This window comes from Labrys sp. LIt4, assembly GCF_017813775.1.
Taxonomy (GTDB): domain Bacteria; phylum Pseudomonadota; class Alphaproteobacteria; order Rhizobiales; family Labraceae; genus Labrys; species Labrys okinawensis_A.
The window spans coordinates 37,684-62,915 of the sequence record NZ_JAGIPY010000009.1 but is presented as its reverse complement, the minus strand read 5'-3'; the positions used below and the strand labels follow the sequence as shown (position 1 = coordinate 62,915).

23 protein-coding genes and 1 pseudogene are annotated in these 25,232 nt (G+C 64.0%); 15 read left to right on the top strand and 9 right to left on the bottom strand.

Annotation, left to right across the window (positions count from 1 at the left end; genetic code table 11):
• Positions 1-240: 240 nt before the first annotated feature.
• A complete protein-coding gene (locus tag J8I29_RS17665; protein WP_209432663.1) occupies positions 241-537 on the top strand; it encodes a hypothetical protein in 297 nt (98 codons plus the stop codon).
• Positions 538-691: 154 nt separating this feature from the next.
• On the opposite strand, the gene J8I29_RS17660 is transcribed toward J8I29_RS17665, so the two are convergent.
• The 3 genes from J8I29_RS17660 to J8I29_RS17650 all read right to left on the bottom strand — a co-directional run bounded on the left by J8I29_RS17660 (position 692) and on the right by J8I29_RS17650 (position 4,159).
• The gene (locus J8I29_RS17660) at positions 692-2,140 is read right to left on the bottom strand and encodes an ATP-binding protein (RefSeq protein ID WP_209432662.1); all 1,449 of its coding nucleotides are present in this window, start codon (positions 2,138-2,140) and stop codon (positions 692-694) included.
• Complete coding sequence (locus J8I29_RS17655; RefSeq protein WP_209432661.1) at positions 2,137-2,856, bottom strand: response regulator; 720 nt, start codon at positions 2,854-2,856, stop codon at positions 2,137-2,139. The genes J8I29_RS17660 and J8I29_RS17655 overlap by 4 nt, the downstream gene beginning before the upstream one ends.
• A gap of 391 nt (positions 2,857-3,247) precedes the next feature.
• Complete coding sequence (locus J8I29_RS17650) at positions 3,248-4,159, bottom strand: LysR family transcriptional regulator (RefSeq protein ID WP_209432660.1); 912 nt, start codon at positions 4,157-4,159, stop codon at positions 3,248-3,250.
• A gap of 194 nt (positions 4,160-4,353) precedes the next feature.
• Here J8I29_RS17650 and J8I29_RS17645 point away from each other — a divergent pair, with 194 nt between their 5' ends.
• Positions 4,354-4,977 (top strand): glutathione S-transferase family protein, encoded by a 624-nt coding sequence (locus J8I29_RS17645; protein ID WP_348536062.1) that lies wholly within the window; start codon positions 4,354-4,356, stop codon positions 4,975-4,977.
• A gap of 10 nt (positions 4,978-4,987) precedes the next feature.
• Here the strand turns inward: J8I29_RS17645 and J8I29_RS17640 are convergent, their stop codons facing one another.
• Both J8I29_RS17640 and J8I29_RS17635 read right to left on the bottom strand, forming a co-directional pair.
• Positions 4,988-8,158: a multidrug efflux RND transporter permease subunit gene (locus J8I29_RS17640; protein WP_209432659.1), complete on the bottom strand. Its 3,171-nt coding sequence runs from the start codon at positions 8,156-8,158 to the stop codon at positions 4,988-4,990.
• A gap of 3 nt (positions 8,159-8,161) precedes the next feature.
• Entirely contained in the window at positions 8,162-9,316 is a 1,155-nt protein-coding gene (locus J8I29_RS17635) for an efflux RND transporter periplasmic adaptor subunit (RefSeq protein ID WP_245197108.1), read from the bottom strand.
• Positions 9,317-10,193: 877 nt separating this feature from the next.
• On the opposite strand from J8I29_RS17635, the gene J8I29_RS17630 reads away from it, so the two are divergent.
• Genes J8I29_RS17630 through J8I29_RS17620 form a run of 3 tightly spaced genes read left to right on the top strand, consistent with a single transcriptional unit; the run spans position 10,194 to position 13,151 of the window.
• Positions 10,194-11,042: a transporter substrate-binding domain-containing protein gene (locus J8I29_RS17630; protein ID WP_209432658.1), complete on the top strand. Its 849-nt coding sequence runs from the start codon at positions 10,194-10,196 to the stop codon at positions 11,040-11,042.
• A 58-nt stretch (positions 11,043-11,100) separates the two neighbouring features.
• Entirely contained in the window at positions 11,101-12,423 is a 1,323-nt protein-coding gene (locus J8I29_RS17625) for a cation:dicarboxylase symporter family transporter (protein WP_245197105.1), read from the top strand.
• Complete coding sequence (locus tag J8I29_RS17620) at positions 12,420-13,151, top strand: amino acid racemase (RefSeq protein WP_209432657.1); 732 nt, start codon at positions 12,420-12,422, stop codon at positions 13,149-13,151. The genes J8I29_RS17625 and J8I29_RS17620 overlap by 4 nt, the downstream gene beginning before the upstream one ends.
• Before the next feature lie 86 nt (positions 13,152-13,237).
• Here J8I29_RS17620 and J8I29_RS17615 read toward each other — a convergent pair whose 3' ends face one another.
• A complete protein-coding gene (locus J8I29_RS17615) occupies positions 13,238-13,504 on the bottom strand; it encodes a hypothetical protein (RefSeq protein ID WP_209432656.1) in 267 nt (88 codons plus the stop codon).
• Positions 13,505-13,530: 26 nt separating this feature from the next.
• Between J8I29_RS17615 and J8I29_RS17610 the strand changes: the two genes are divergently transcribed.
• The 10 genes and pseudogenes from J8I29_RS17610 to ccoS form a co-directional block, all read left to right on the top strand.
• Entirely contained in the window at positions 13,531-14,037 is a 507-nt protein-coding gene (locus tag J8I29_RS17610; protein WP_209432655.1) for a DUF2165 domain-containing protein, read from the top strand.
• A gap of 64 nt (positions 14,038-14,101) precedes the next feature.
• Positions 14,102-14,377 (top strand): metallophosphoesterase, encoded by a 276-nt coding sequence (locus tag J8I29_RS17605; protein ID WP_209432654.1) that lies wholly within the window; start codon positions 14,102-14,104, stop codon positions 14,375-14,377.
• A 100-nt stretch (positions 14,378-14,477) separates the two neighbouring features.
• Entirely contained in the window at positions 14,478-16,151 is a 1,674-nt protein-coding gene (gene ccoN, locus J8I29_RS17600; protein ID WP_209432653.1) for a cytochrome-c oxidase, cbb3-type subunit I, read from the top strand.
• Between the two features lie 4 nt (positions 16,152-16,155).
• On the top strand, positions 16,156-16,911 hold the full coding sequence (gene ccoO, locus J8I29_RS17595) for a cytochrome-c oxidase, cbb3-type subunit II (RefSeq protein ID WP_209432652.1): 756 nt from the start codon (positions 16,156-16,158) through the stop codon (positions 16,909-16,911).
• A gap of 1 nt (position 16,912) precedes the next feature.
• The gene (locus J8I29_RS17590; RefSeq protein ID WP_105860168.1) at positions 16,913-17,083 is read left to right on the top strand and encodes a cbb3-type cytochrome c oxidase subunit 3; all 171 of its coding nucleotides are present in this window, start codon (positions 16,913-16,915) and stop codon (positions 17,081-17,083) included.
• A gap of 3 nt (positions 17,084-17,086) precedes the next feature.
• Complete coding sequence (gene ccoP / locus J8I29_RS17585) at positions 17,087-17,956, top strand: cytochrome-c oxidase, cbb3-type subunit III (RefSeq protein ID WP_209432651.1); 870 nt, start codon at positions 17,087-17,089, stop codon at positions 17,954-17,956.
• The gene (locus tag J8I29_RS17580; RefSeq protein ID WP_209432650.1) at positions 17,953-18,162 is read left to right on the top strand and encodes a hypothetical protein; all 210 of its coding nucleotides are present in this window, start codon (positions 17,953-17,955) and stop codon (positions 18,160-18,162) included. Before ccoP ends, J8I29_RS17580 begins: the two co-directional genes overlap by 4 nt.
• A gap of 13 nt (positions 18,163-18,175) precedes the next feature.
• Complete coding sequence (locus J8I29_RS17575) at positions 18,176-18,961, top strand: DUF2189 domain-containing protein (protein ID WP_209432806.1); 786 nt, start codon at positions 18,176-18,178, stop codon at positions 18,959-18,961.
• Positions 18,958-21,207: a heavy metal translocating P-type ATPase gene (locus J8I29_RS17570; RefSeq protein WP_209432649.1), complete on the top strand. Its 2,250-nt coding sequence runs from the start codon at positions 18,958-18,960 to the stop codon at positions 21,205-21,207. Before J8I29_RS17575 ends, J8I29_RS17570 begins: the two co-directional genes overlap by 4 nt.
• Positions 21,204-21,347: pseudogene (gene ccoS / locus J8I29_RS30055) on the top strand (cbb3-type cytochrome oxidase assembly protein CcoS); the annotation flags it as partial. The gene J8I29_RS17570 and the pseudogene ccoS, both read left to right, overlap by 4 nt.
• Positions 21,348-21,459: 112 nt before the next feature.
• Here the strand turns inward: ccoS and J8I29_RS17560 are convergent.
• From J8I29_RS17560 to J8I29_RS17550, 3 genes are read right to left on the bottom strand one after another with little or no spacing between them, the layout of a single operon-like run.
• Complete coding sequence (locus J8I29_RS17560) at positions 21,460-22,359, bottom strand: alpha/beta hydrolase-fold protein (RefSeq protein ID WP_209432647.1); 900 nt, start codon at positions 22,357-22,359, stop codon at positions 21,460-21,462.
• Complete coding sequence (gene fhuB, locus J8I29_RS17555) at positions 22,314-24,302, bottom strand: Fe(3+)-hydroxamate ABC transporter permease FhuB (protein WP_209432646.1); 1,989 nt, start codon at positions 24,300-24,302, stop codon at positions 22,314-22,316. The genes J8I29_RS17560 and fhuB overlap by 46 nt, the downstream gene beginning before the upstream one ends.
• Positions 24,295-25,230, bottom strand: a complete 936-nt coding sequence (locus J8I29_RS17550) for an ABC transporter substrate-binding protein (RefSeq protein ID WP_209432645.1) — start codon at positions 25,228-25,230, stop codon at positions 24,295-24,297. The genes fhuB and J8I29_RS17550 overlap by 8 nt, the downstream gene beginning before the upstream one ends.
• Positions 25,231-25,232: the final 2 nt, after the last annotated feature.

The following is a 25,232-nucleotide window of genomic DNA, read 5'->3' as shown; positions in this document are numbered from 1 at the left end:
TGCTGGATTCGGGATGCAATCGTTATCCGAGACGAGCTCCGAGGCGAACCACGCCGAAGCGCAGAAGCGATCGCACTGATGCAGCTAGGGGCTGCAGCCCCAACGCTTGGCGGCTCCCCGAGCGGTATCCAAATGTCACAGGGCGCGCGGGTACAAGCTTTTCGACAAATTTCGACCCAGCCGGCGAAGTCCCGCGACAAAGGGTGCTTACGGTCGTGCCATGCAACTGGAGGCAAGACCGTGACATCCTTTGCGGATTTTTCCACGCGATCGAAGGTCGTCGACGATGAGGTGCCTTTCGTCGGAGATCCGGCCTATGAAAAACTGGACGGCCCTGCCGCCATCGCCTATCGCCGCGCGGGCGGGACGCTTTTCGATATCCTCGTCATCGCCTCGATTCCGGTGATCATCGCCGTGAGCCTGCTCGTCGGACCGGATCCCCATGCCAAAGGCTCGGCCCATCTTACGTCGGTCGCTGCAATCGCCGATCCGGCGGCGGCGATGCCGCGGCACATGTCCCTGCCGATGGTCGAATAAAGCGTCTCCAGAAAAGTCGATGGACTTTTCGACGAAGAAAACGCGCCACAGCAAAAGATAGAGAGAAAGTGCGGTTCAACGAATCGCGCTTTGCTCCAGGCAGGGATTCTGCCTCACATGCCGGCCGGGGAAGACGACGCCGATGCCTGGTGGCTCAAGCCCTGGCCCGGGCATTGCGGGCCGTGACGAGCGGCAGGCCGATCACCGCCCGCAAGCCTTTGGCCTGGTTGAAGAGCCGGATGTCCCCGCCATGGTGGCGGGCGATGGCCCGGGCGATCGAGAGGCCAAGTCCTACTCCGCCCGTCTCGCGGTTGCGCGAATGCTCGAGGCGGAAGAAGGGAGCGAAAACCTGGTCGCCGACGCCCTCGGGTATGCCCGGCCCGTCGTCCTCGATGACGATGTCGATGCTCTCGGCCGAGCGCGCCAGCGTGACCCGCGCGCGCTCGCCATAGCGCACGGCATTCTCGACCAGATTGCGGACGGCCCGCCGCAGCGCATCGGGGCGACAGCGATAACTGATCTTCGGACCATCGAGAAAGGCCACGTTCTGGCCGATCTCGACCAGATCGTCACACAGACTTTCCACCAGGGCGGAGAGATCGACCGTGCGAGTGGTCTCGGCCGTGGCCTGCTCGCGCGCGAAGGCCAGCGCCGATTCCGTCATGGTCTGGATCTCGGCAATGGTCTTGAGCATCTTGTCCTGGATCTCCGGGTCGGAGACGAATTCGGCTCGCAGGCGCAAGGAGGTCAGCGGCGTGCGCAAATCATGTCCGATGGCCGCGAGCATGCGGGTGCGGTCTTCGACGAAGCGCTGCAGCCGGGCCTGCATGCGGTTGAAGGCCTCGGCGGTATGGCGGATGTCGTCAGGCCCGGACTCCGGCAAAGGCGGCACGGCCTCGCCTCGCCCGAGCAGTTCCGCCGCGGTTGCCAGGCGCCGCATCGGCCGGGCGATGCCGCGGGCCACCAACACGGCAATGACCGACAGCACCAGGGCCGTGATGCCGAGAGAAAGGGCCGATTGCGAGGTCCAGAAGGCGTTATGATAGTTCTTGGCGTAAGCGGCGTTGAGCCACATGCCCCGGTCGAGCTGGACGGCCAGGCCCATGCCGATCGCGGTGTCGAGATATTGGAACTTGGCCGGGCGGGCGAGCAGCCAGGACTGGGGTGCGATCTCCATCCAGCGGGACGGTTCGCTGGCGAAAGCGGCGCCGGTTGGTATTTCCGGGACCGCCGCCATGGCCGGGCCACGGTTCGGCTTGGGATGGCCGGGCATTTTGGCGGGCGGAAGGGGCTCGTGAAGGCGCTTCCAGGCGTCCTTGGCCCAGGCCGTCGCGTCGACTGGCTCCTGGGTGGACAACCAGAAGCGCGAATAAATGGTGCCGCTGACGGCAAGGATGTCGCCATGGACCGCATCCGGCGTCGCATTCAACGACAAAGCCAGCGAAGCAGCCCGGCTGAAGAACTCGCCCTTGGCCGCCGCGCGCATGGCCTGGCCGCGCTCGTCCCAGGAGACGAGAAAGCCGATGCCCTGCGATACCGCCAGGGCCAGCAGCATGAATGTTATGATCTGGGCAGCCAGGCTGCGCCGCCACAAGGCCATCATGCCTGTTCGACCTCCGCGGTGAAACTATAGCCGCCGCCCCAATGGGTCTTGATGAGCATGGGGTTTTTCGGGTCGGACTCGATCTTCTTGCGCAGCCGGCTGACCTGGTTGTCGATGCTGCGGTCGAATGTGTCGGCGGCCCGGCCGACCGTGAGATCGAGCAATTGATCGCGGCTCAGCACCAGGCCGGCATGGTCGAGGAAGGCCGTCAGCAGCCGGAACTCGGCCGTGCTCAGGGGAATGGCGACACCGTCCGAACCGGCCAGCTCGCGGCGGCCGACATTGAGCTGCCAGCGATCGAAGCGCAGGGTCTTGGCCTTCAAGGCACCGCGCTGGGGCGGCAGGCTGTTGACCCGGCGCAGCACCGCCTTGATCCGCGCCAGCAATTCGCGCGGATTGAACGGCTTGGTGAGATAGTCGTCCGCCCCCATTTCGAGACCGATGATCCTGTCGGTGTCATCGACCATGGCGGTGAGGAAAATGATCGGCACCACCGTGGTGCTGCGCAGATGGCGGCAAACGCTCAAGCCGTCCTCGCCAGGCATCATCACGTCGAGGATGATGAGGTCGGGCGCATTGCGCTCCAGCCGACGCCGCAGCGCCGCAGCGTTTTCGGCCACGCTGACGCGGTAGCCATGCTGGGCGAGATATTTGCCGACGAGGTCGCGAATGTCACGATGGTCGTCGACCACGACGATATGGGGTACCGATTCCATGCGTGACACTCCGGCCTAGGGCGAGCGGGACAAGACCGGCTCCTTGCGATGCACCGATCGCCCCCTGTTCCATGCTCCATTGTAATGGCGTCGTCGTGGGCTGGGTAGACCGGCCCGCCCGGCAAATCGCCCCGAACTGTATCCAATTGTATCGGGCCGATTTCACGCCATAGCTTGCGACACTTTTCCTGCCGACCGGGCGAGATGCTGCACAAGGCCCTTTTCAGCGTCCTCCGATACCCTGCTGCGCAGGGCCAACCTACCCGGAGCCGACCGCTCCATGAGGCGCTAGAGCGTTTTCCAGAAAAGTTGATAGACTTTTCGATTAAGAAAACGCGTCGAAACAAGGAATTAGAGAGCAAAGTGCGGTTCGGAGAAATCGCACTTTGCTCTAGCCCCCGCCGATCCTTAATTCCGGCTCCTCGGCGCAAATCGCAGCGAGGAAATCGATGAATTGCCGCACTCGGGAGGGCATGCGCCGCCCGGCGACGGTGGCTGCGCTGATCGGAAAAGGCGGTGGGGCATGCTGGTCCAAAATTCGGACGACCGCGCCTGAGGCCAGCACATCCGTGAATAGCCAACTCGCATGATGGGTGATGCCGAGGCCCGCAAGGACCGCGCCGCGGATATGCTCAGCGTCGTTCGTGCGGAACGCTCCCCCACCGTCGACTGCGACCTGACGGCCGTCTACCTGGAAACCCCACCCGATGATTTCTCCCTGGTAGACATAGCTGATGCGCTGGTGGGTGCGAAGCTCGTCCAGCGTTTGCGGCGTGCCGTGTTGGGCCAGATAATCGGCGGAGGCCAGGGTTATCATCTGCATGTCGCCGATATGCCGGGCGACGAGTGCGGAATCCGAGAGCCGACCGATCCGGATCGCGACGTCTATTCCCTCTTCGATAAGATTAACGTGCCGCCCGGACACTTCCATCTCAATCGCGATATCAGGGAAACGGGTCCTGAAATCCGCCAGACGGGGAATGACGAACATCCTCCCGAAAGCCGGCGAGAGAGTCACGCGGACCAGTCCCGAAGGGGCCGACTGCCCTTGAAGGATTCTCTCTTCGATGAAGTCGAGATCCTGAAAGATACGGACGGCGGCCTCGTAATAGTCCTGCCCTGCGGGCGTCACGGCAAGAGCGCGCGAACTTCTCGTGAGGAGTAGGGTCCCGAGCCGCGCTTCGAGCGCGGCCAGCTGTTTGCTGACCGTGGGTTGGCTGACGTTCAGGTCTCGCGCTGCCTTCGAAAAGCTTCCGCTTTCGACGAGGCGCACGAACATCCGCATCGCATCGAGCTTATCCATCCCTGTATCCCTCCCGTCGCGACCATCACAATAAATTCCGTTAAAGAATAGATGGCATTCGTCAAGCACGGCTTTCATTCTCAGTAGGCATATGAGAACTGGCGTTCGGCCACCCGTTCACGGGCTCGGAACCGAAAGGGACAGTCATGACAATCAAGATCTATGGTGATGCCGGCTCGGGCAGCCTGCGTCGCGTGACCACCGCCGCGAAGATCATGGGCATTCAACTCGAACGCGTTAGCGTCGACCTCTTCAAGGGCGAGAGCCAGACGGACGAGTTCAAGTCTCGTCTCAATCCCAACGGTCTAACACCGGTTCTGGAGGATGGTGACACCATTCTCTGGGAAGCTTCTGCGATCAATCTGTATCTCGCCGGCAAGGTGAACTCGCCGCTGGTCGGAACCACGCAGGAGGAGCGCTTCCAGGTGCTTCAGTGGATGTTCTGGTCGGGCGAGCAGTGGCGCACCTTCACCACGACGATCTTCGATGAGCGCGTGGGCAAGACGGTCATGGGCATTGCGAAGGACGAGTCCCTCATCAAATTTGCCGAGGGCAAGATCCGCGCCGCAGCGAAGGTGCTCGACCGGCATCTTGAAGGCCGCCGGTTCATGGTCGGCAATGGGCTGACCTTTGCCGATATCGATATCGCGGCTCCCTTTTCCCAGGTCGGTCGTGCAAAGTTTCCGTTCGAGGAATATCCGAACCTGATCGCCTGGCACGACAATCTTCTCCAGTCGTTCCCGGCATGGGCGGAGACGAAGGCTGAGGTCGACAACCGCATGGAAAGCTTCCTGGCGAGCGCCGGCGTGAAACTCTAATTGCTGAGCCCTAGGAAACCTCGATCGGGGTCGCGACGGGTCTTCGGCGGGCCCCTCCTTCGAGCAGCCGGCACAACACATAGAAGACCGGCGTGCAGACAAGGCCGAAGGCGGTCACGCCGATCATGCCGAAGAAGACGGCCGTGCCCAGCGATTGCCGCATCTCGGCACCGGCGCCGGTGGCCAGGAACAGCGGCAGGACGCCGAGAATGAAGGCGAGCGAGGTCATCAGGATCGGCCGCAGGCGGATGCGTGCGCCCTGCACCACCGCCTCGACGCGGCCGAGCCCTTCCGCTTCGGCCTGTCGGGCGAACTCGACGATGAGGATGGCATTCTTGGCCGCCAGCCCGATCAGGATGACGAAGCCGATCTGGGCCAGGATGTTCACATCCATGGCGAAGATCAGCAGGCCGCTCACGGCTGAGAGCAGGCATACGGGCACGATCAGCAGGACGGCGAGCGGCAGCGTCCAGCTCTCATATTGGGCCGCCAGCAGGAGAAAGACGAAGACGACGGAGGCGCCGAAGATCAGAAGGCCGGTATTGCCGGCCAGCCGCTCCTGGAGGGCCACCTCGGTCCATTCGAAGGCGAAGCCTTCCGGCAGGTTGTCGCGCGCGATCTGCTCCATGCGGTCGAGGGCGGCGCCGGTCGAGGTTCCCGCCGCCGCGGCGCCCTGGATTTCCGCCGCCGGATATTGGTTGAAGCGGGGAATGCGATAGGGTCCAGAGCGCTCCTGGAAACTCGCCACCGCACTCAGCGGCACCATGGCGCCGCTATCGCCGCGCATCCTGAAATTGCCGATCGACGCAAGGTCGGTGCGATAGCGCCCATCGGCCTGGGCGCGCACCTGGAAGGTCCGCCCGAGCATGTTGAAGTCGTTGACATAGGCCGAGCCCAGATAGACTTCGAGCGCCTCGAAGATGCGTCCGGCGGGCACTCCCAGCATCTGCGCCTTGATGCGATCGACGTCGGCATAGACCCTGGGAGTGGCGGTGTTGAACGGCGAGAAGGCGTTGGCAATGCCGGGCGCCTGCGCCGCGGCCGCCAGCACCTGCTGGGCCGCCGCCTCCAGGGCCTGGGGCGACTGGCCGTTGCGGTCCTGCACCATCAGCTTGAAGCCGCCGGCATTGCCCATGCCGCGCACGGAGGGCGGCTTGATCGGGATGATGCGCGCTTCGTAGAGGTCGGCGAAACGCGATTGCAGCGAGGCGATGATCCGGTCGGTGGTCAGCCCCTGCCGCTCGCGTTCCGCATAAGGCTTCAGGATGGTGAAGGCGATACCGCTGCCGGAGGCGTTGGTGAAGGTGGCGCCGTCGAGCCCGGCGATGGCCACGACGTTCGCCACGCCCTCCGTGGCGAGGAGCCGGCGCGAGACCTCCTTCATCACGGCATCGGTCCTGCCGAGGGCCGAGCCCGGCGGCAGCTGCACGGCATTGATGATGTATCCCTGGTCCATCACCGGAATGAAGCCGGTGGGTGCACGGGCCAATTGCCAGCCCGAGAAGCCGACGAGGCCGGCATAGGCGGCGAGGACGAGAACGCTGACGCGCAGGAGCCGCCGGGTCACACTGCCATAGGCGATGGACAGACGGTCGAAGCCGCGGTTGAAGAGACCGAAGAAGCCCTGGAGCACGCGCACCGGCAGGAAGCGCCGTCGCTGCGGCTCTTCGGCTGAATGCGGTTTCAGCAGGAGCGCGCACAGCGCCGGACTGAGCGTCAGTGAAACGAAGGCGGAGATGGCGGTGGCCGCCGCGACGACGACGGCGAACTGCCGGAAGAATTGTCCCGAAATCCCCGACATCATGGCGGCGGGCACGAAGACGGCACACAATACCAGGGTGATGGCGATCAGGGCACCGCCGATCTCGTCCATGGAGCGGTGTGCCGCCTCCCGTGCCGAAAGTCCGGCCGCGAGGTGGCGTTCGACATTCTCGACGACGACGATGGCGTCATCGACCACGATGCCGATCGCGAGCACCAGGCCGAGCAGGGAAATGTTGTTGAGGGAGTAGCCCAGCGCCGCCATGACCGCAAAGGTGCCGACCAGGGATATCGGGATCGCCAGGATGGGAATGATGGCGGCACGCCAGGTTTGCAGGAAGAGGAGCACCACCAGCACGACCAGGCCGATGGCCTCGAAGATCGTCTTGTAGACCTCGCGAACCGACTCGGCGACGAATTCGGTGGGATTGAACGGAATGGCATAGCGCAGGCCGCTCGGCATCTCCGCGCCGAGACGCGCCATGGCGGCGGTGACGCGTTCCGCCGTCTCGATGGCGTTGGATCCCGGCTGCTGGAAAATCTGGATCGGCTGGGCCGGCTGGCCATTGAGATAGGCCGTGCCGCGGAAACTCTGCGCCGTCAGCTCGACGCGGGCGACGTCCCGGATGCGGATGACGCGCCCCGCCCCGTCGGTGCGCACGACGACGTTTTCGAACTGCTCCTTGTCGGTCAACCGCCCGAGCGTTTCGACATTCAGTTCGAATGCCCCTTGCCGCGGCACCGGTGAAAGGTTCATAACCCCCGCCGAGACCTGGACATTCTGCGCCCGAAGGGCCGCCACCACCTCGCCCGCCGAGAGATTATGCGCCGATACCTTGTCCGGATCGAGCCACACGACCATGGCATAGTCGCGGGACGCGACGAGACGGACATCGCCGACGCCCGCCAGGCGCAGCAGGGCGTCGCGGATGCGCAGCGTGGCATAATTGGCCATGTAGAGGGGATCGCGCGAGCCGTCCGGGGAGAAGAGCTGCACGACCATCAAGAGGTCAGGCGAGGTCTTGCGCACGGTGACACCGAGGCGGCGAACCTCCTCCGGCAGGCGAGGCTCGGCCACCGCCACCCGGTTCTGCACCAGCACCTGGGCCTCGTTCAGGTCGGTACCGAGCTGGAAGGTCACGGTGAGGGTCAACTGGCCGTCACCGGTCGCCTGCGAGGACATGTAGAGCATGTTCTCGACGCCGTTGATCTCCTGCTCGAGCGGCACGGCAACCGTATCGCCCACCGTCTCGGCCGAAGCCCCGGGATATTGCGCCTGAACCACGACCGTCGGCGGGGCGATCTCCGGGTATTGCGCCAGCGGCAAGGTGAAAAAGGCCGCGATGCCGATGATCACGACGAGGACGGACATGACCGTCGCCAGGATCGGGCGATCGATCGAAAGGTGGGCGATGCGCATCGTCTACTCCGAGAGGCCTGCGGTCTGAGTTGCGATGCTGCCCGGTTGGGGCGCGACCTTCTGGCCGGGCCGCGCCCGCAGCAGGCCGTTGACGACGATACGGTCGTCCGGACCGAGCCCGCTGGTCACCACCCGCAACCCATCCGGCCGGCTGGGACCGAGGCCGACGGTCGTGGCCTGAAGGGTGCTGTCGGCGCCCAGCTTCAGCACGATGCGGGTCGCCTGGTCGGTAAGGATGGCGGTCTCCGGGACCAGCAACGCCGGATAGTCGGCGGAGGCGGCCATGCGAACCCGGCCGAATTGGCCGGGCGTAATGGCAAGGCTCGGATTGGCGAGCGTGGCGCGGGCACGGATGGTACCGGCACCCGGCTCCAATCGATTGTCGACGAAACTGATGACACCGTCATTGGACCAAGCCGCCTCTCCATCCGGGCGAGCCTGGACCGCAACGCCCTTGTCGCGCATGGACGGCATGGCTCCCGCCTTCATGGCGCGCTCATGGCGCAGAAAATCCTGTTCGCTCATGTCGAAGACGAAGTCGATCGGATCGAGCGCCACGATGGTGGTGAGCACCGTGCCACTGTCGGAGACGAGGCTGCCGACATCCAGTCGCCGATTGGAGACCCGCCCGGCAATAGGGGCACGGATGGTCGCGAATTCGAGATCCAGCTCAGCCCGGCGCAGGGCGGCCCGTGCGGTCTCGAGCGCGGCATCGGCAGCTGCCTTCTGCTGCAGCCGCTGATCGAGCGTAGCACGTGATACGGCCGCAGTGCCGGCCAGTTGACGGGCTCGGTCCAGTTCCTGGCCGGCCAGCTCCGCTTGCGCCCTGGCGCTCTTGAGTTGAGCGTTGGCCATGTCGAGCGAGGCCTGATAGGTACGCTGGTCGATGACGAAGAGCACGCGGCCTTTTTCGACCAGCTGTCCGTCCTCGAAATTGATGGCATCCAGATAGCCCGGCACCCGCGCCCTGATCTCGACCATTGCACTGGCCTGGAAACGACCGGCGAACTCCTGCATGTCGCTGACACGCATCTTCAGGGGCTGGGAGACCACGACCGAAGGTGCGGGACGGACGGGAGCCTGCGTCACCGCCGCTCGCGCCTGATACAGGCTCCATCCGGCTGCGCTCGCGCCCACCAGGATTGCCAGGCCAGCCAACCCTATGATTGCCTTTGCATTCTTCAATTCGGAGCTCCAAGCCTTGCATCTGCCGGCGTTCCGCCTGCGGAACGCCCTCGTTGCGGGCCAGATTGCTCGAAGCCTGTCCTGAAAGTGTGCCCGCCAAGGGCAGAGTTTGTCGAAGGATGTGCCGATTTTGCTGCGCCGCACAATTTGCGACAAAATCGATGCTTCCGTCCAAGATGGCGCTCATGGCGCCTTCAAGCCAGGGGAGCGGGCCATTCGGAAGCTGACCTGGGCCCGGTAGACCGACAGTATGGCCCTTATCCAAGCCTTCTTACAAAACATCCTGATTTTTTGAAGCAATAAAAGAACTATAATTTCAAGTTTTATATAAGTTTGAAATTATTAGTTTACTAGATAATATTTATATATCTTTACGTGTATTTTAACTTTAAATGCCTGAACAAAGGAGCTCTTTTCTCGAAAGGAAAAGATCCGACGATACCCCTAGGGCACGCATCGTCAGCGGCATGCGTAAAAAGCCATAGGCAGCTGCACTCACAGGAAATTTTGTCCTTGCGCTACCTTGTAAAAATTCAATCATCATCTAAGGTCAACTGCAGCTACACTAGATTTAAATTTACAAAACGCGCCTAGCTGCAATGTTATGCGAGGCTTGGGAGTTTCGGACCGAGAGCATGAGCAGCCAGTTCTCCGCCGACATGGTTTCGATCGGATCGACGGCCATTCATTGCTTGAATCATAACGGGGCGTCTCCTTTGGGCTTCGAGCTGCGGCTAGGAATGTAGTGTAGATTGGAAAGGCGACGCGTTGTGCTGCAGGGAAGTCCCGGGTTTCGTTGCTTATTCAAATTTGATGTGAGTCTTGTTTCTTTTCGGGATTGCACGGCATCATGATCAGCAGGCGCGTTCTTTTTCTAGCAGCACCTGTTCTTGCCATTCCGCCGGTTGCGGCAGCAGCGCAGCCCGAGCAGCCCGATGGGCCTTCCGCAGCGCCGCTGGCCGGGGACATCGATGCAATTCTCGCCCGCCAAACCCTCGTCGTCGCCATGCCGGGTTTCCAGTCCTTTCCGTTCTTTGGAGGGAGCAACGACAAGCCGCAGGGCATCGATGCCGACACCAGCCAGCAACTTGCCGCAGCCCTCGGCGTCAAGCTGGTGCTCGACCGCAGTCCCACCACTTTCGATGGCGCGGTCGCGCTCATCGAGCAGGGCCGCGCCGACATCGTGGTCGCCAAGCTCAGCCGCACCCTCGGCCGGGCGCGAAACATCAGTTATTCGCGTCCCTACGCCCAGTTGAGCCATGCCCTGATCATCAATCGGGTTCGTTTCGCGATCCTCGCCGATGGCAGGCAGCCGGAAGACGTCGTGCGCTCTTTCGACGGCGAGTTGGGTGTGATCGCCGGATCATCGTTCGAATATTACGCGCGAAACAATTTCACCAAGGCGAAGGTGCGGACTTTCCTGGCCTGGCAGGAACTGGTCACAGCCGTGCGGGACGGCCATGTGGACGCGGCCTATCGCGATGATCTGGAAATCAAGCGCCTGTTGCACGAGGATCCGTCACTCACCATCGTGGCGCGATCGGTTACTCTGACCGATCTGACCGACACCATTGCAATCGGCGTACGCCGCGACTCTCCCCACCTCCTGGAATTCGTCAATCTGTTCCTCGAACTGTCGGGACGCGACAAGCCCATGACGGCCGACGAACTGGTGGATCGCTACTTGCGCAAGGCCTGACCCCATGAGCTCCGTGTCCCTTCCGAGCGAGCACAAATCGTGGACCTGGAATGCAGGCTTGCGGCGTATCTCCCAATCGCCCTGGACGGTGATCGCATCGGTGGTTCTCGGCGCCCTCTGCGGCGCCTATCTGCCGGATTTCGCCAAGTCCCTCGCCCCGATCAGCGACGCTTACCTCAACCTCCTGAAAATGATCGTCCTGCCGCTGATCGTTTCGGCGACGGTCTTCGCGATCAAGTCGATGACCCGGGATCCGCAAACGGCCGCCTATCTTTCCAAGGTGGTCATGGCGATCGTGGTGGTATCGGTGGCAACCGTCGCGATCACGGGCACGGTGACATTGCTGCTGAAGCCGGGCGTCATCACCGACGTGCAGGAACGCATCCAGCTTGGCACCGTGCTCAACAGCAGAGGGCCCGTCGGCACGGACCTGCAGATGACATTGGCCCCGCCGAGCCAGGCCGCGCCGGACCAGGGCGCGTTCTCCGGCCTGCTGGAACTGATCCCCAGCAATATCTTCAACTCGCTGTCGGTGGGCAATACCATGCAAGTGCTGGTCTTTTGCCTGTTGTTCGGCATCGGCATCGGCCGCGTGCCGGCGGCTACCTCCGTCAGCTTCGCCAACGCCCTCGAGACGATCTACCGGGCCTGCCTGATCATGACGGGTTGGTTCAACGTCCTCCTGCCTCTCGCGTCCTTCGCGATCATCGCAAGCCAGACCGCCTCGACCGGCGTCGAGCCTCTGATGCTGATGGTTGGTTTCATCCTGACCTTCGCCATCGCAACCGGCATCATCATCATGATCTCGCTGCTCGTGGTATGGCTGCGCAGCGGCGAGACCCTGTGGGCAACCTTCAAGGCGCATCAGCCTTTGTTCATGATCGCCATCGCAACCCGCTCCAGCACGGCAAGCATTCCCTGGATCATCAGCCTGGTGGGCGAGCGCCTGCGCTTCAACCGCATCGTCGTGGAGATGCTGGTGCCGCTCCATGTCACCATGCTGCGCACCGGGCCGATCATGCTGTTCGTGTGCGGCTCGCTGTTCATTGCCCAGCTCTACGGCCGTTCGCTGAGCACGAACGACTATATCTACATCGCCGGTGCTTCGATCCTGGTGGGCTTGACCACCGCCGGGATGAGCGGCGCGGTCACGCTGTCGCAGATGGCGATCCTGTGCGCCCATCTCAATCTGCCGTTCGAGGCGCCCTTCGTGCTGTTTCTCACCATCGACGCGCTGACCGATACCATGCGGACGCTGACGGTCGTATCGACCATCGCCGCGGCGACGGCGGCGATCGCGCCCAGGGATTCGGCGCAGCATCCGATCGATGAGAGCGAAGGCTTCGCCCTCAACGTGCCCAAAGCGGAAGCCGCGGCATGACCGGGCGGCTCCTGCGGCCACGCCTCGGCGTCGTCGGCGGTCTCGGTCCGCTTGCCACGGCGGATTTCTATCGCAAGACGATCGACGCGGTTCCGGCCGAAAACGATGCCGACCATATCTCCATGGCGATCCTGAGCGTGCCGCAGATACCGGACCGGTCGGCAGCGATCCGCGAGGGCAGCGACAGGCCCCTCCCCTGGCTGCTCGAAGCGGTCGAGATGCTCAACAGTCTCAACGTCGAAATCATCGCCATCGCCTGCAACACGGCCCATCACTGGTACGATGCCCTGTCTGCCGACTCCAGAGCCGAGATCGTTCACATCGCGGATGCGGCAATCGACGAGTTGCATCGCCGGTACAAGGGGAACCGCGCCGCCGTGATGGCGACCCGAGGGACCCTGCGGTCGGGTTTCTACCAGAAACGCCTGCAGGAGGCAGGCTTCACTTGCCGTAATCCCGCGGCGCCAACCTTCCAGAACGCCGTCGACGATGCGATCCGCCAGGTAAAATTGGGGAACCTCGAACAGGCGAAAGATGCCTGCGCGTCGGCTTTCGCGCGCTGCAGGGACGAGGGCCTGGAAGCGGTCATTCTCGCCTGTACGGAGCTTCCCATCGCGGCGGAAGATGTGGTGCCGGAGGGCATGCTGGTGGTCGACGCCTCGCGGGCCCTCGCCCTGACCTGTGTTCAACGACTTCGCAATCCAGATCGCATGCGCAATACCGCCTGAGGTGTTCGGATGTCCGAGCTTCTCGATGGAGACCCGATGCCGCAAAGCGATTTTGCCGGACGGCGGAGGCAGTTCCGCACGCCCTGTCAGCGTGGGCCGCGACCCGCGGGATGGTCGAGTGTGATCTCCAGGCTGGCGGCATCGTCCACGCAGATCCAGCGGCGACGTAACACGGCAAAATCAAAGCCGGAGACAGTCACCCAATCGCCGACCGCGCATTCCGGTGGCAGGTTCACGGCGAGAAGGGCCTTCCCTATGCCCGCCCCGTCCGCAAAAGCCTTCGCACTGGCCGTGAGAACGATGCGGCCACTCCGTGGTGGGTTGGCTGGAGAGTTGTTCACGTCAAGGCCCATCCGTCTCAATCGAGGAAATACAGCCTATGTCCACGCGCTACGCCAAGATCGTCATGTGCCTTTGCCTTGCGGCTTTCGCCTTTCTCGTCACCTTTGGCAATATCACCGACTACGGCTCGAACTACGAATTCGTGAAGCATGTCCTGTCCATGGACAGTACATTTCCCGGCAATAGCCTGATGTATCGGTCGATCAGCAATCCACTGCTATGGAATGCCTCCTATATTCTCATCATAGCCGGCGAAGCCGTGACCTGCATCTTGTATTTGCTTGCCGTCGCTTCGCTCTGGAAAGCACGCCACGCACCGGCAAAGAGTTTTCATGCCGCCAAGAAATACGCCGTCATCGCGTCCACGATCGGGTTTCTCGTCTGGTTCTTCGGCTTCATGGTGATCGGCGGAGAGTGGTTTGCCATGTGGCAATCATCGACCTGGAACGGCCAGAATCCCGCCTTCAGATTCTATGTCACCATCCTCCTCGTGCTGATCTTCATCATGCAGGCCGACGAGGATGTCGAGAGCCCCACGGCATGAGGATCCGTCACTCCTTTTCGCAAACGTGACCCGGCTCGACACACGACTTTTGATGAGGCCAAGATTGCTGATCGCCCATTTGTCCGATCCTCACCTGCGAGAGAAAGGTCACCTCTATCAGGGACTGGTGGATTCCAATGCCATGTTCGATCTAGCGGTAGAAACGCTCAACGCGCTCAGGCCGGAACCGGACCTCGTGATCATCGGCGGCGATGTCACCGAGGTAGGCGCGAGCCAGTTGCCGGCCGCTTCGAAAGCTCGGCTGCCACGCCCGGACCACCGATCAACCGTCCCCAAGCGTCAATTTTGTGAATCGGCCGCTTCCCGGCCTCGACGTTGATCTAAATCAAGGGAGAACCGCCAGCGATCTGCCAATCGTCAATCCTCGGGCCTGACCTGTCGGTCCGGCAACGGAGTGGAAGGCCGATGGAGCCGATGGCATGATCTCCCGCCTCACAGTGAGCGAACGTCAGCTGGCGCTGGCGATTGTAGTCCTGGTCGGTATCTTCGGCCTGGCGATGGCGGTTGGCGGCCGCGGCGAGCCGCTGGGGGTGCACGGTTTCATCGTGGTGGCCGCGGCCCTGGGACTCACCTTCGCATTGATCGGGCATTACTTCGATCCCGAGCCGACGGCGTCGCGCCTGGAGGAGTATTACGACGATCCGACCCGGGTCGGCATCGTCCTAACCATGATCTGGGCCGTCATCGGCATGTTCGTCGGGGTCTGGGTGGCCGCACTCCTGGCCTGGCCGGATCTCACCTTCGACGCCGCCTGGGCGAGTTTCGGCCGGCTTCGCCCGGTTCACACCAGCGGGGTCATTTTCGGCTTCGGCGGCAATGCGCTGATCGCGACTTCCTTCCACGTCCTGCAGCGGACCTCGCGCGCCCGGCTGCCGGACCAGGTCAGCCCCTGGTTCGTGCTGCTCGGCTACAATCTGTTCTGCATCGTCGCCGCCAGCGGCTACCTGATGGGCGTGACCCAATCCAAGGAATATGCCGAGCCGGAATGGTATGCGGACCTCTGGCTGGTCATCGTGTGGGTCGTCTATTTCCTGATCTTCATCCGCACGCTCGCGCGCCGTAAGGAACCGCATATCTACGTCGCCAACTGGTACTACATGGCCTTCATCCTGGTCGTGGCGGTGCTGCATATCGTCAACAATCTCGCCGTGCCGCTTTCCCTCGGCTCGACCAAGAGCTACTCGCTGTTCTCGGGCGTGCAGGATGCCATGACGCAGTGGTGGTACGGCCACAATGCGGTGGCCTTCTTCCTGACCTCCGGCTTCCTGGGCATGATGTATTACTATCTGCCCAAGCGCGCGGGCCGGCCGATCTTTTCCTACCGGCTCTCGATCATCAGCTTCTGGGGCATCACCTTCCTCTATATGTGGGCTGGCTCGCACCACCTGCATTACACCGCCCTCCCCCATTGGGTGCAGACCCTCGGCATGACGTTCTCGGTGATGCTGCTGGTCCCCTCGTGGGCATCGGCCGGCAATGCACTCGCCACGCTGAACGGGGCTTGGCACAAGGTGCGCGACGACGCCACGCTGCGCTTCATGATGGTCGCCGCCGTCTTTTACGGGCTGTCGACCTTCGAAGGCTCGTTCATGGCGATCCGCCCCGTCAACGCGCTGTCGCACTACACGGACTGGACCATCGGCCACGTCCATGCCGGGGCGCTGGGCTGGGTGGCGATGATCACCTTCGGCTCGATCTACGCCCTGGTGCCCTGGATGTGGAAGCGCGAGGCCATGTGGTCGCCCAGGCTCATCGAGCTGCACTTCTGGCTCGCCCTCTCCGGCACCATCATCTACGTCTTCGCCATGTGGAATTCGGGCATCATCCAGGGCCTGATGTGGCGCACCTACAATGACAGCGGCACGCTCCAATATTCCTTCGTCGAAAGCCTGGTCGCGATGCACCCCTATTACATCGCCCGCACCATTGGCGGCCTGTTCTTCCTGGCCGGCGCCGTGGTGGGCTCCCTCAATGTCTGGATGACCATTCGCACAAGCCAGGCCGAAACCGGGCGCAAGGGCGAACACGATGCGCCGTCCCAGGATGTCCCGGCCCAGGATGTGCCGAGCCTTGCCTCGATGCCGGCGGAGTAACGACATGCCCGAAATTCACCGCAAGCTCGAACGCAACTCCATCGCCTTCCTGGCCGCCATCCTCGTCGTCTCGTCGATCGGCGGCTTCATCGAGATCGCGCCCCTCTTCACCATCGATCAGACGGTCGAGAAGGCGCCGGATATGCGCCTCTACACGCCGCTGGAACTGGCGGGGCGCGATATCTACATCCGCGAAGGCTGCTATGCCTGCCACTCCCAGATGATCCGCACCCTGCGCGACGAAGTCGAGCGCTACGGCCCCTACTCCCTGGCGGTGGAGTCGAAATACGACCACCCGATGCTGTGGGGATCCAAGCGCACCGGCCCCGATATCGCGCGTCTCGGCGGCAAATATTCGGATGCCTGGCATGTGGCCCATCTCATCAATCCTCGAGCCGTGGTGCCGGAATCGGTCATGCCTAGATATGGCTGGCTGGCAGCCAACGCCCTGACGATCGACGGCCTGTCGCTCAATCTCGCAGCCCAGCGCAAGGTGGGTGTTCCCTATACCGACGCCATGGTCAAGAACGCGACAGCAGACGCCTATGGCCAGGCTGCTCCGGATGCCGACGCCTCCACCGGCGTGAAGGAGCGTTATGGCGAGGCCACCAATGTCCGGGATTTCGACGGCAATCCAGGCGAGCTGACCGAGATGGACGCGCTGGTCGCCTATCTGCAGATCCTCGGCCGACAAACCGACATTCCCTACAAGCCGGCGGCTGGCGCGACGCAGCCGGCCCCGACCGTCGCGGAGAAGTGAGATGGATTTCGATCACCAGAGCGTCGTCGCATTTTCAAAAAGCTGGGGCCTTTTCTACCTGATCGGCTTTTCCATCGCGGTCACGATCTACGCCCTGTGGCCGGCCAAGAAGGCGGAATTCGACAGGGCCGCAAACAGCATCCTCGATACGACTGATCGGCCGGGACGGTGAGCCATGCAGGAAGGCAAACGCGATAGCGTCACGGGCCGGATGACCACCGGCCATGATTGGAACGGCATCGAGGAACTCGACACCCCGGTGCCGAAGGTAGTGTTCGTCTTTCTGGCGCTCGGTTTTGCATTCTCGCTGATCTGCTGGCTGCTCTATCCGGCTTTTCCGTTGGTCACGACCTATACCAAGGGCCTGCTCGGTATCGACCAGCAGCAATTGGTGAGTGACCAGGTCAAGCAGGCAGCCGTCGAGCGCAGCAGCTGGGAGGCAGAGGTCGCCTCCAGGGATTTCGCCGCGATCGAGGCCGATCCCGCCCTGATGCAAAAGGTCAGAGAAACCGGCCAGACCCTCTTTCGCGACAATTGCGCGGCCTGCCATGGCGCCAAGGCGACCGGCGGCCCCGGCTTCCCCAATCTGACATCGAAGAGCTGGCTGTGGGGCGGCTCGCCCGAAACCATCGCCGAGACCATTCGCATCGGCATCAATTCGGGCCATCCCGATACAAGGGTTTCCCAGATGCTGGCCTTCGGCCGCCAGCACGTGCTCGACGCGGCGAAGATCGAGGATGTCGTCGCCTATGTGCAGTCGCTATCCGGCAAGCAGGGCGACAGCCCGCAGATCAAGGCGGGGCAAGAGGTGTTCGCCGCCAACTGCGCCGCATGCCACGGCGCCAATGCGAAAGGCAAGACGGATGTGGGCGCACCGGATCTGACCGATCGCTTCTGGATCTATGGCGGCGACAGCCAGACACTCTACACCACCATCTATGGAGGCCGGCAGGGGTATATGCCGCATTGGGAAGGCCGCCTGTCGGAGACGAGCCGGAAGATCCTGGCGCTCTACGTCTCGACGCTCGAGGCGGCCAAGCCATGACCGGGCGATCCGCCGGCCCGCAGCCCCGCCCGTGGCGCCTGGCGGCGATCGTGCTGAGCGCGCTGGTCGTCGCCGTGTTCGCCGGTGCCAATGCGCATCTGATCTACGTGGCTTTCGCCTCGCGGCCGGATTGCGTCGCCCACGACAAGGCAACGGGCGAGGCACGCGATGCGGGTTCGTTCGGCGCCGCCCAATCCTCATGCTGAGGGGGATTCCATGATGCAATCCAACAGCCAACTCGAAGCCATCCTGCTCTCCGCTGCTGAAAGGCGCCGACGGCATCTGCCGGCATCCGCCGCCTTCGGCTGGCTTGCCGCCGGCTGGCGCGACCTCACCCAACGGCCTGGTCCCAGCCTGGCCTATGGCCTTGTCGTCTTCGCGGTTTCGGTCGTCATCGTGTGGACACTCGGCGCGCTCGGCCTCGACTACATCCTCTTCCCGGCGCTGGCCGGCTTCATGGTGCTCGGCCCGCTGCTGGCCATCGGCCTCTATGAGAAGAGCCGTGCCCTGGAGGCCGGAAAACCGTTCACACTCGCCAGCATGATGTTCGTCAGGGCCCGATCCGGCGGCCAGGTGCTCTATACCGGGGCGATCCTGTGTCTGCTCATGCTGGTCTGGATGCGGGCGGCCGTCATCATCTACGCCCTGTTTTTCGGCTATCGCCCTTTCCCGGGTCTCGACCATGTCGCCGAGATGCTGTTCACCACGCCCATCGGCTGGGCCATGCTGTTGACCGGCACCGTCGTCGGAGGCGTCTTCGCCGCCTTCGCTTTCGCCATCAGCACCTTCTCCATTCCCATGCTGCTCGACAAGCCCGTCGATGCCTTCACGGCCATGGGCACCTCGATCTCCATGGTGTTCCGCAATCTGCCGGTCATGCTGATGTGGGGCGCCATCGTTCTGGCCCTGTTTCTCACCAGCCTCGCGACGGGAATGCTGGGGCTGATCGTAATCTTCCCCCTGCTCGGCCATGCGACCTGGCACAGCTATCGGGCCATCGAATGAGCTGCTGTGCACATGGCGTCGAACTCGCCGCCGCCATCGGGCGGGCGAGTTCCCAGGATGAGATCGCGCTGGCCAGCCGCGATCTGGGCAACGGATCGTGGCAGACCAGCCTGTCCGTTCCCGACATGCATTGCGGCGCCTGCATCCAGAGCATCGAAGGGGCGCTTTCGCAGCTTCGTCATGTCGAACGCGCCCGCGCCAACCTGACCACGCGCCGCGTTGCCGTCACCTGGCGCGGCACGGCGCCGCCCGACATGATTTCGGCGCTCGCGGCAGTGGGCTACAAGGCGCATCTGGACGAGGCTGAAGATCGGAGCTTCGATCCGGAAATGGTCCACCTCATCCGCGCCTTGGCGGTCTCGGGCTTTGCGGCCATGAACATCATGATGCTGTCGGTCTCGATCTGGTCCGGAGCCGAGGCGGAAACCCGGCAGGCCTTCCACTGGATATCGGCAGCTTTGGCCCTGCCGACGCTGTTCTATTCCGGCGGCGTCTTCTACCGCTCGGCCTGGACCGCGCTGAGGCATGGTCGCACCAATATGGACGTGCCGATCAGCATCGGCATCACGCTTGCCTTCGGGCTCAGCCTCTACGATACGCTGCACCAGGGCCACCAGGCCTATTTCGATGCCGCGACCAGCCTGATCTTCTTTCTGCTGATCGGCCGCACCCTCGACCACGCCATGCGCCAGCGTGCGCGCAGCGTGGTTCGCTCCTTGCTGCGGCTCTCTCCTCGCGGGGCGACCGTCGAGCGCCCCGACGGCAGCCGCGACTATCTGCCCATCGGCGAGATCGAGCCGGGCATGGCGATCATCCTCGCCGCGGGGGACCGCGCACCGGTGGACGGGCAGGTCGTGTCCGGGAGCTCCAGCCTCGATTGCGCCTTGGCGACAGGCGAAAGCATGCCGGTGGCCGTGGCGGCCGGCTCCTTCGTCCAAGCCGGCGCGCTCAATCTGAGTGCGCCCGTCAGGCTCATGGCCACGGCGCGTGCACGAGACTCCTTCCTTGCTGAAATGACACGCCTAATGGAGGCCGCCGAAGACGGGCGGGCGCGTTACCGCAGGATCGCCGACCGGGCGGCCCGCCTCTACTCACCGGTGGTGCATCTCGCCGCCTTGGTGACCTTCCTCGGCTGGATGGCCGCCAGCGGAAACTGGCACAACGCCACCAGCATCGCGATCGCCGTACTGATCATCACCTGCCCCTGCGCCCTCGGCCTCGCCGTTCCCATCGTCCAGGTCATCGCCGCCCGCCGCCTGTTCGACGCCGGCATCATGATGAAGGATGGGTCGGCCATCGAACGCCTGGCCGAGGTCGAGGCCGTCTGCTTCGACAAGACCGGCACCTTGACCATCGGCACGCCTCGCGTCGATCTTCGCGGCGTATCTCCCGGAGCCCTGGAGATCGCGGCCGCACTGGCGCGGCATTCGAACCATCCGGTGTCCCAGGCCATCGCGATGGCGGCACCCGGCGGCGCAGGGCGGCGGCTCGATGCCTCCGACGTGACCGAGCAGGCGGGGCTCGGCCTTGAAGCCCATCTCGACGGCCGGCGATTTAGGTTGGGCCGGGCGAGTTGGGCTCTCGGCATGCAGGATGCCCCGGACGGCACGGTCCTTTCCTGCGACGGGAGGGAGATGGCTCGTTTCGAAATTGCGGAGGCACTGCGCCCGGACGCCGCCGAAACGGTGAAGCTGCTGCGCCATGCCGGACTCTCCGTCGAGATCCTGTCCGGCGACAGGCCAAGTGCCGTCGCCGGCATCGCCAAGGCCCTGGACATCGAGGATTTTGCAGCCGGCCTGATGCCGGGCGAGAAGGTGGCACGGCTGGCCGCGGCAAAAGCCGGGGGGCGCCGCACGCTGATGGTGGGCGACGGCCTCAACGATGCTCCTGCCCTGTCGGCCGCTCATGTGTCGATGGCCCCCGCGACCGCGGCGGACATCGGACGCAGCGCAGCCGATTTCGTGTTTCTGCACGACAGCCTCGTCGCCATTCCCGTGGCTCTCGACATAGCGCACAGGGCCAACCGGCTGGTCCGGCAGAATTTCGTGATCGCCATCGTCTACAACGCGCTCGCCGTCCCGGTCGCGATGGCTGGCTATGTCACGCCTTTGCTGGCCGCGCTCGCCATGTCCGTCTCGTCGATCATCGTCGTCGCCAACGCCCTTCGTCTCCGCCCTGCCGGTCCAACCGTCGAAAAGGTGGCCTCGATACCGGTGGAGCGCATGAGCATGGCGGCAGCAAAATGAACAGCCTCGTCTTCCTCGTCCCGATCGCGCTCATCCTCGGCGCCGCCGCATTGGGCGCCTTCTTCTGGTCGATGAGCAGCGACCAGTATGAGGATCTCGATGGGGCCGGCGAACGCATTATCTTCCAGGACGACAGGCCCGGCTCCCCCCACTCGGCGGCAGGGCTTCGCCGCCGTCTCTCCTTCCGGACTGACCGCACCGTCGCGGATGGCGACCCTGGAGGCGAGATGCCCCTTGCGCGTTCGAGAGATCTCAGGGTGAGCCGAAGGCGAAGCGGATCGCTTGATTGAGGGCACCAGGCAGGACGGACATGTGGTTTTCGCCTTCCAGCAATTGGAAGGATGCCGCAAGACCCGGCACGCTCGCCAGGCGCTCGGCCATGGCCCGTGCATTGTCGACGATCCGGCTTTCCGCATAGCCCCGCTCGCGCTCGGCCGCGTCGCTCGCGCCGAGCTGGAATGGCGCCAGGCGCTGTTCATACTCGCCGGCCAGCACCAGCACGCGTCCCGGAGGGTTTGCCTCCTTTCGCGCGGCGAAACGTTCGGCCTCACCCACGATACCCGCGCCTTCCCACCAGATCGCCGGGCTGGCCGCGACCCAGGCCGAGAAGGCTTCCGGCTTGCGGAACAAGGCATGCAGGGTGAACAGGCCGCCGAAGGAGTGGCCGAATAGGGCTTGCCGCCTCCCATCGATGGGGGCTCGGGAGGCGATCACCGGCTTGAGTTCGTCCTCGATGAACGCCAGGAACTGGTCGGCTCCGCCGGTTCGCACCTCGGGGCCGCCCTCGGTGTGGGGCGGGTAGGTCTGGCCGGGCGGCGGCCCCATGTCCCAGGATCGGCGCACGCTGTCATAGGCTTCCGGCGTCGGGTAGCCGATGCCAACCAGCACCCCAGGCATGATGCCGGTGCCGCGCGGATAGGCCGACTGGACGCGCATGATGTCGACCGCCGTCCCGACAATGGCGTTGGCATCAAGGAAATAGAGGATCGGCCAGCCCTGGGGCGGCGGCGCTTCCCTGGGAATGCGCAGGAAAATGCGGTAGGGCGGCATTTGCGACGCAGGCGCCAGATCGAAATGGATCGTGTCGGCAATGAGGGCTGCTGTACTCACGATGGGGACCTTCGCGCTAGGAGCCAGATCAGGGACGGACATCCGATCAGGGATGCCGCCAGTCCGGCGGGAATTTGCCGAGGAAAAACGATGGTGCGGCCGAACCAGTCGGCGGCGACCATGACCAGCGCCCCTATGAGGGCCGCCCCAGCCAGCTCAGCGGTGACCCGGCGCATGCCGAGGCGGCGCGCCAGATGCGGTGCCATCAGCCCCACGAAGCTGAGCGGCCCGACGATCAGGGTCGCCGCGGCGGCAAGGAGAGCGCTGAGAGCCAGGGTGAGGACGTGGCTGTGGCCGGGATTGAGGCCGAGAGCGGACGACATGCCCCTGCCAAGCGGCAGAATGGTCAGCATTCTCACGGTCAGCAACAATCCGCCAAAGAGCAGGAGCGCCGTCGCAATGCTCACGAGCGCGGCAGTGGTATCCACCGCATAGGTCGAGCCCATCATCCAGTTCAACAGCAGCATCGCACGCGGATCTCCGCCGGCCATCAAGACGTTGATCACCGCGTCGAACATGGCCCCGAAGGCGATGCCGGCGATCAGGGCCCTGTCGGGGCTCGCCTTGCGGTCGAGGGCCAGGATGGCCGCCAATGCGGCGAAGGCGCCGATCGCCGCTGCAAGCAATTGCATGCCCCGGCCGACGGTCGACAGAGAGAACAGGGCGATGGCGAGGCCGAAGGCTGCGCCAGCGCTGACACCCATGACCTCCGGGCCGGCCATGGGATTGCCCGTCAGGCGCTGTAGCAGGCATCCGGCGAGGCCAAGCATCACGCCTGCGGCCAGAGCTGCAATTGCACGCGGCAGGCGCAGCGCCACCACCCTGTCGAGTTCCTGCCCCAGGCTCAGATGCCATCCATTGCCGTCGCGTCCAATCGCCGTGGAGAGCGCCAGGAGGATGAGCAGGAGGACTGCCACGGCGATGAGACGGCTCGTGATCGCGGTCGACGGCGGTGCTTTCTCCACCGCGGCGGCCGGAGGCACCAGCGGCACGCTCCTTTGCCGTACGAGCAGGACGATGAGGAGAGGCGCGCCCAGCAGGGCCGTGACGGCGCCGGTCGGCAGGCTCAGCCCCGATAAAGCATCCACCGACTGGACGGCCTGGTCCACGAGCCACAACAGGCCGGCACCGAACACAGTCGACCACGCCAGTTGATGCCCTGCCCGTCGCGCGCCCAGGGCACGGGCCAGCACGGGAGCCGCGAGGCTGATGAAGCCGATGACGCCGACCGCGCTCACGACATTGACGCTGAGCACCACGGCAAGCGCCAAGGCGGACGGCCTTGCCGTCGCGACGGAAAGGCCGAGGCTTCGTGCCTTGGCATCGTCCAGTCCCAGCAATGCCAAGGGACGCGCGAGCATGCCGGCGGCCAGCGCGGCCGCGAGGAGGACAGGGACGAGCTTGGCCGTCACCGTCCACCCCTGCTGGCTGAGAGAGCCGCTGCCCCAGATGAAGAGCCCGGCGAGATACTCCGTCTTGAACAGGGTCAGCATGGCCGTGAGGGCCGCACAGAAGAGCCCCGTCACAAGTCCTGCCAGAATGACCGAAATCGGGGCGAGGCCCCGCCGCCACGAAAGGGCCAGAACCCCCGCTGCCGCCAGCGCGCCGCCCGCCAGGGCCGGCCAGACCCGCCCGAAGGCGAACAGCCATGGCGCCCATAGCATCGCCACGCTCAGGGCAAGGCTTGCCCCGGCCTCGATGCCGAGCGTGGTCGGTGAGGCAATGGGGTTGCGCAAGGAAAGCTGGCAGAGCGCGCCGGCCAGGCCCAACGTGGCGCCGCACAGGAGGCTGACGACGAGGCGTGGCAGGAAATTATAGGCGAGCAGCATCTGTGCGGTGTCGGCGGGATTTCCTGCCCATAAGGCATCGAGCCCAAACCCCGCAGGCAGGTATCCGGCAATGTGCCACCAGCTCAAGGCGCCCGCTGCAACGAGCAGGCTCGCGGTGAGAACGGTGGCTCCCCTATGACGTGCAGTCTCAACCATGGGTGTTTTCGACATCTGCAAGATGGCTGCTCAGCAACGTGCCGAAGCGCATCGCGGAAGGCAGCATTCCGAAAGCCGATGCGGCAGGCAGACGATGGATGCGCCCGGCGCGAACGAACGGCAGGCTGTTCCACACGGGGTTGGTTTCGAGGCTTTGGAGGATGCCTGGGGCGACCGGTTCGAAATAGAAAAATCGGCTTTCAGGACTGACGACCAGATCCCCCAGCCCGATGGTGGAAAAACCCCAATAGTTGGTCGGCCGCGTCCAGCCATTGGCGAGGCCGCAGCGGTCGATCACATCCTGGAACAGGCTGCGCTGGCCGTAGATGCGCAGATGCCCCTCGTCGAGGAAGTTGACGATCAGCACCGGCCTGTCGGCAGCCTTGCGAAGACGGGAGAGCAGTTGCGTCATTGTAGCCGCCCCCCTGGCAATCAGGGCCTGTGCCTGGCTGTCGCGTCCAAGCAAGGCGCCGAGCCGGAGTGTCTCCTTGATGCTCAGTTCATAGGGGTGCCCCCCCGGCGGAGCGTAGATGGAGAAGGTCTGTGTGGGAGCAATACGCGCCATCACGGGTTCGATCGCAGCCAGGTAGGGCGTCGTGATGATGAGGTCCGGCGCAAGCCGCACCAACAGCTCGAGATTGGGCTCTCGGTCGGTCCCCAGATCGACGATGCCGGGCGGCAGGCGTGGTTCGACCACCCAGTCGTTCCAGGCTTCGACTTGCGGCATGGCGATCGGCGTCACGCCCAGGCCGAGCAGGGTTTCGGTCAGGCCATCGTCGAGCGAAACAATGCGCGTGGGATAAGGAGCCGATTGCAAACCCGTTGGCGCTGCCGAGGCGGAACCAAGGCCTGAAGCGAGCGCGGCCAGCCCGCCGGTCAGGAAAGTCCGCCGGCTGGGCGAGAGACAGGAAGCCTTGCCGAACTGCAAGG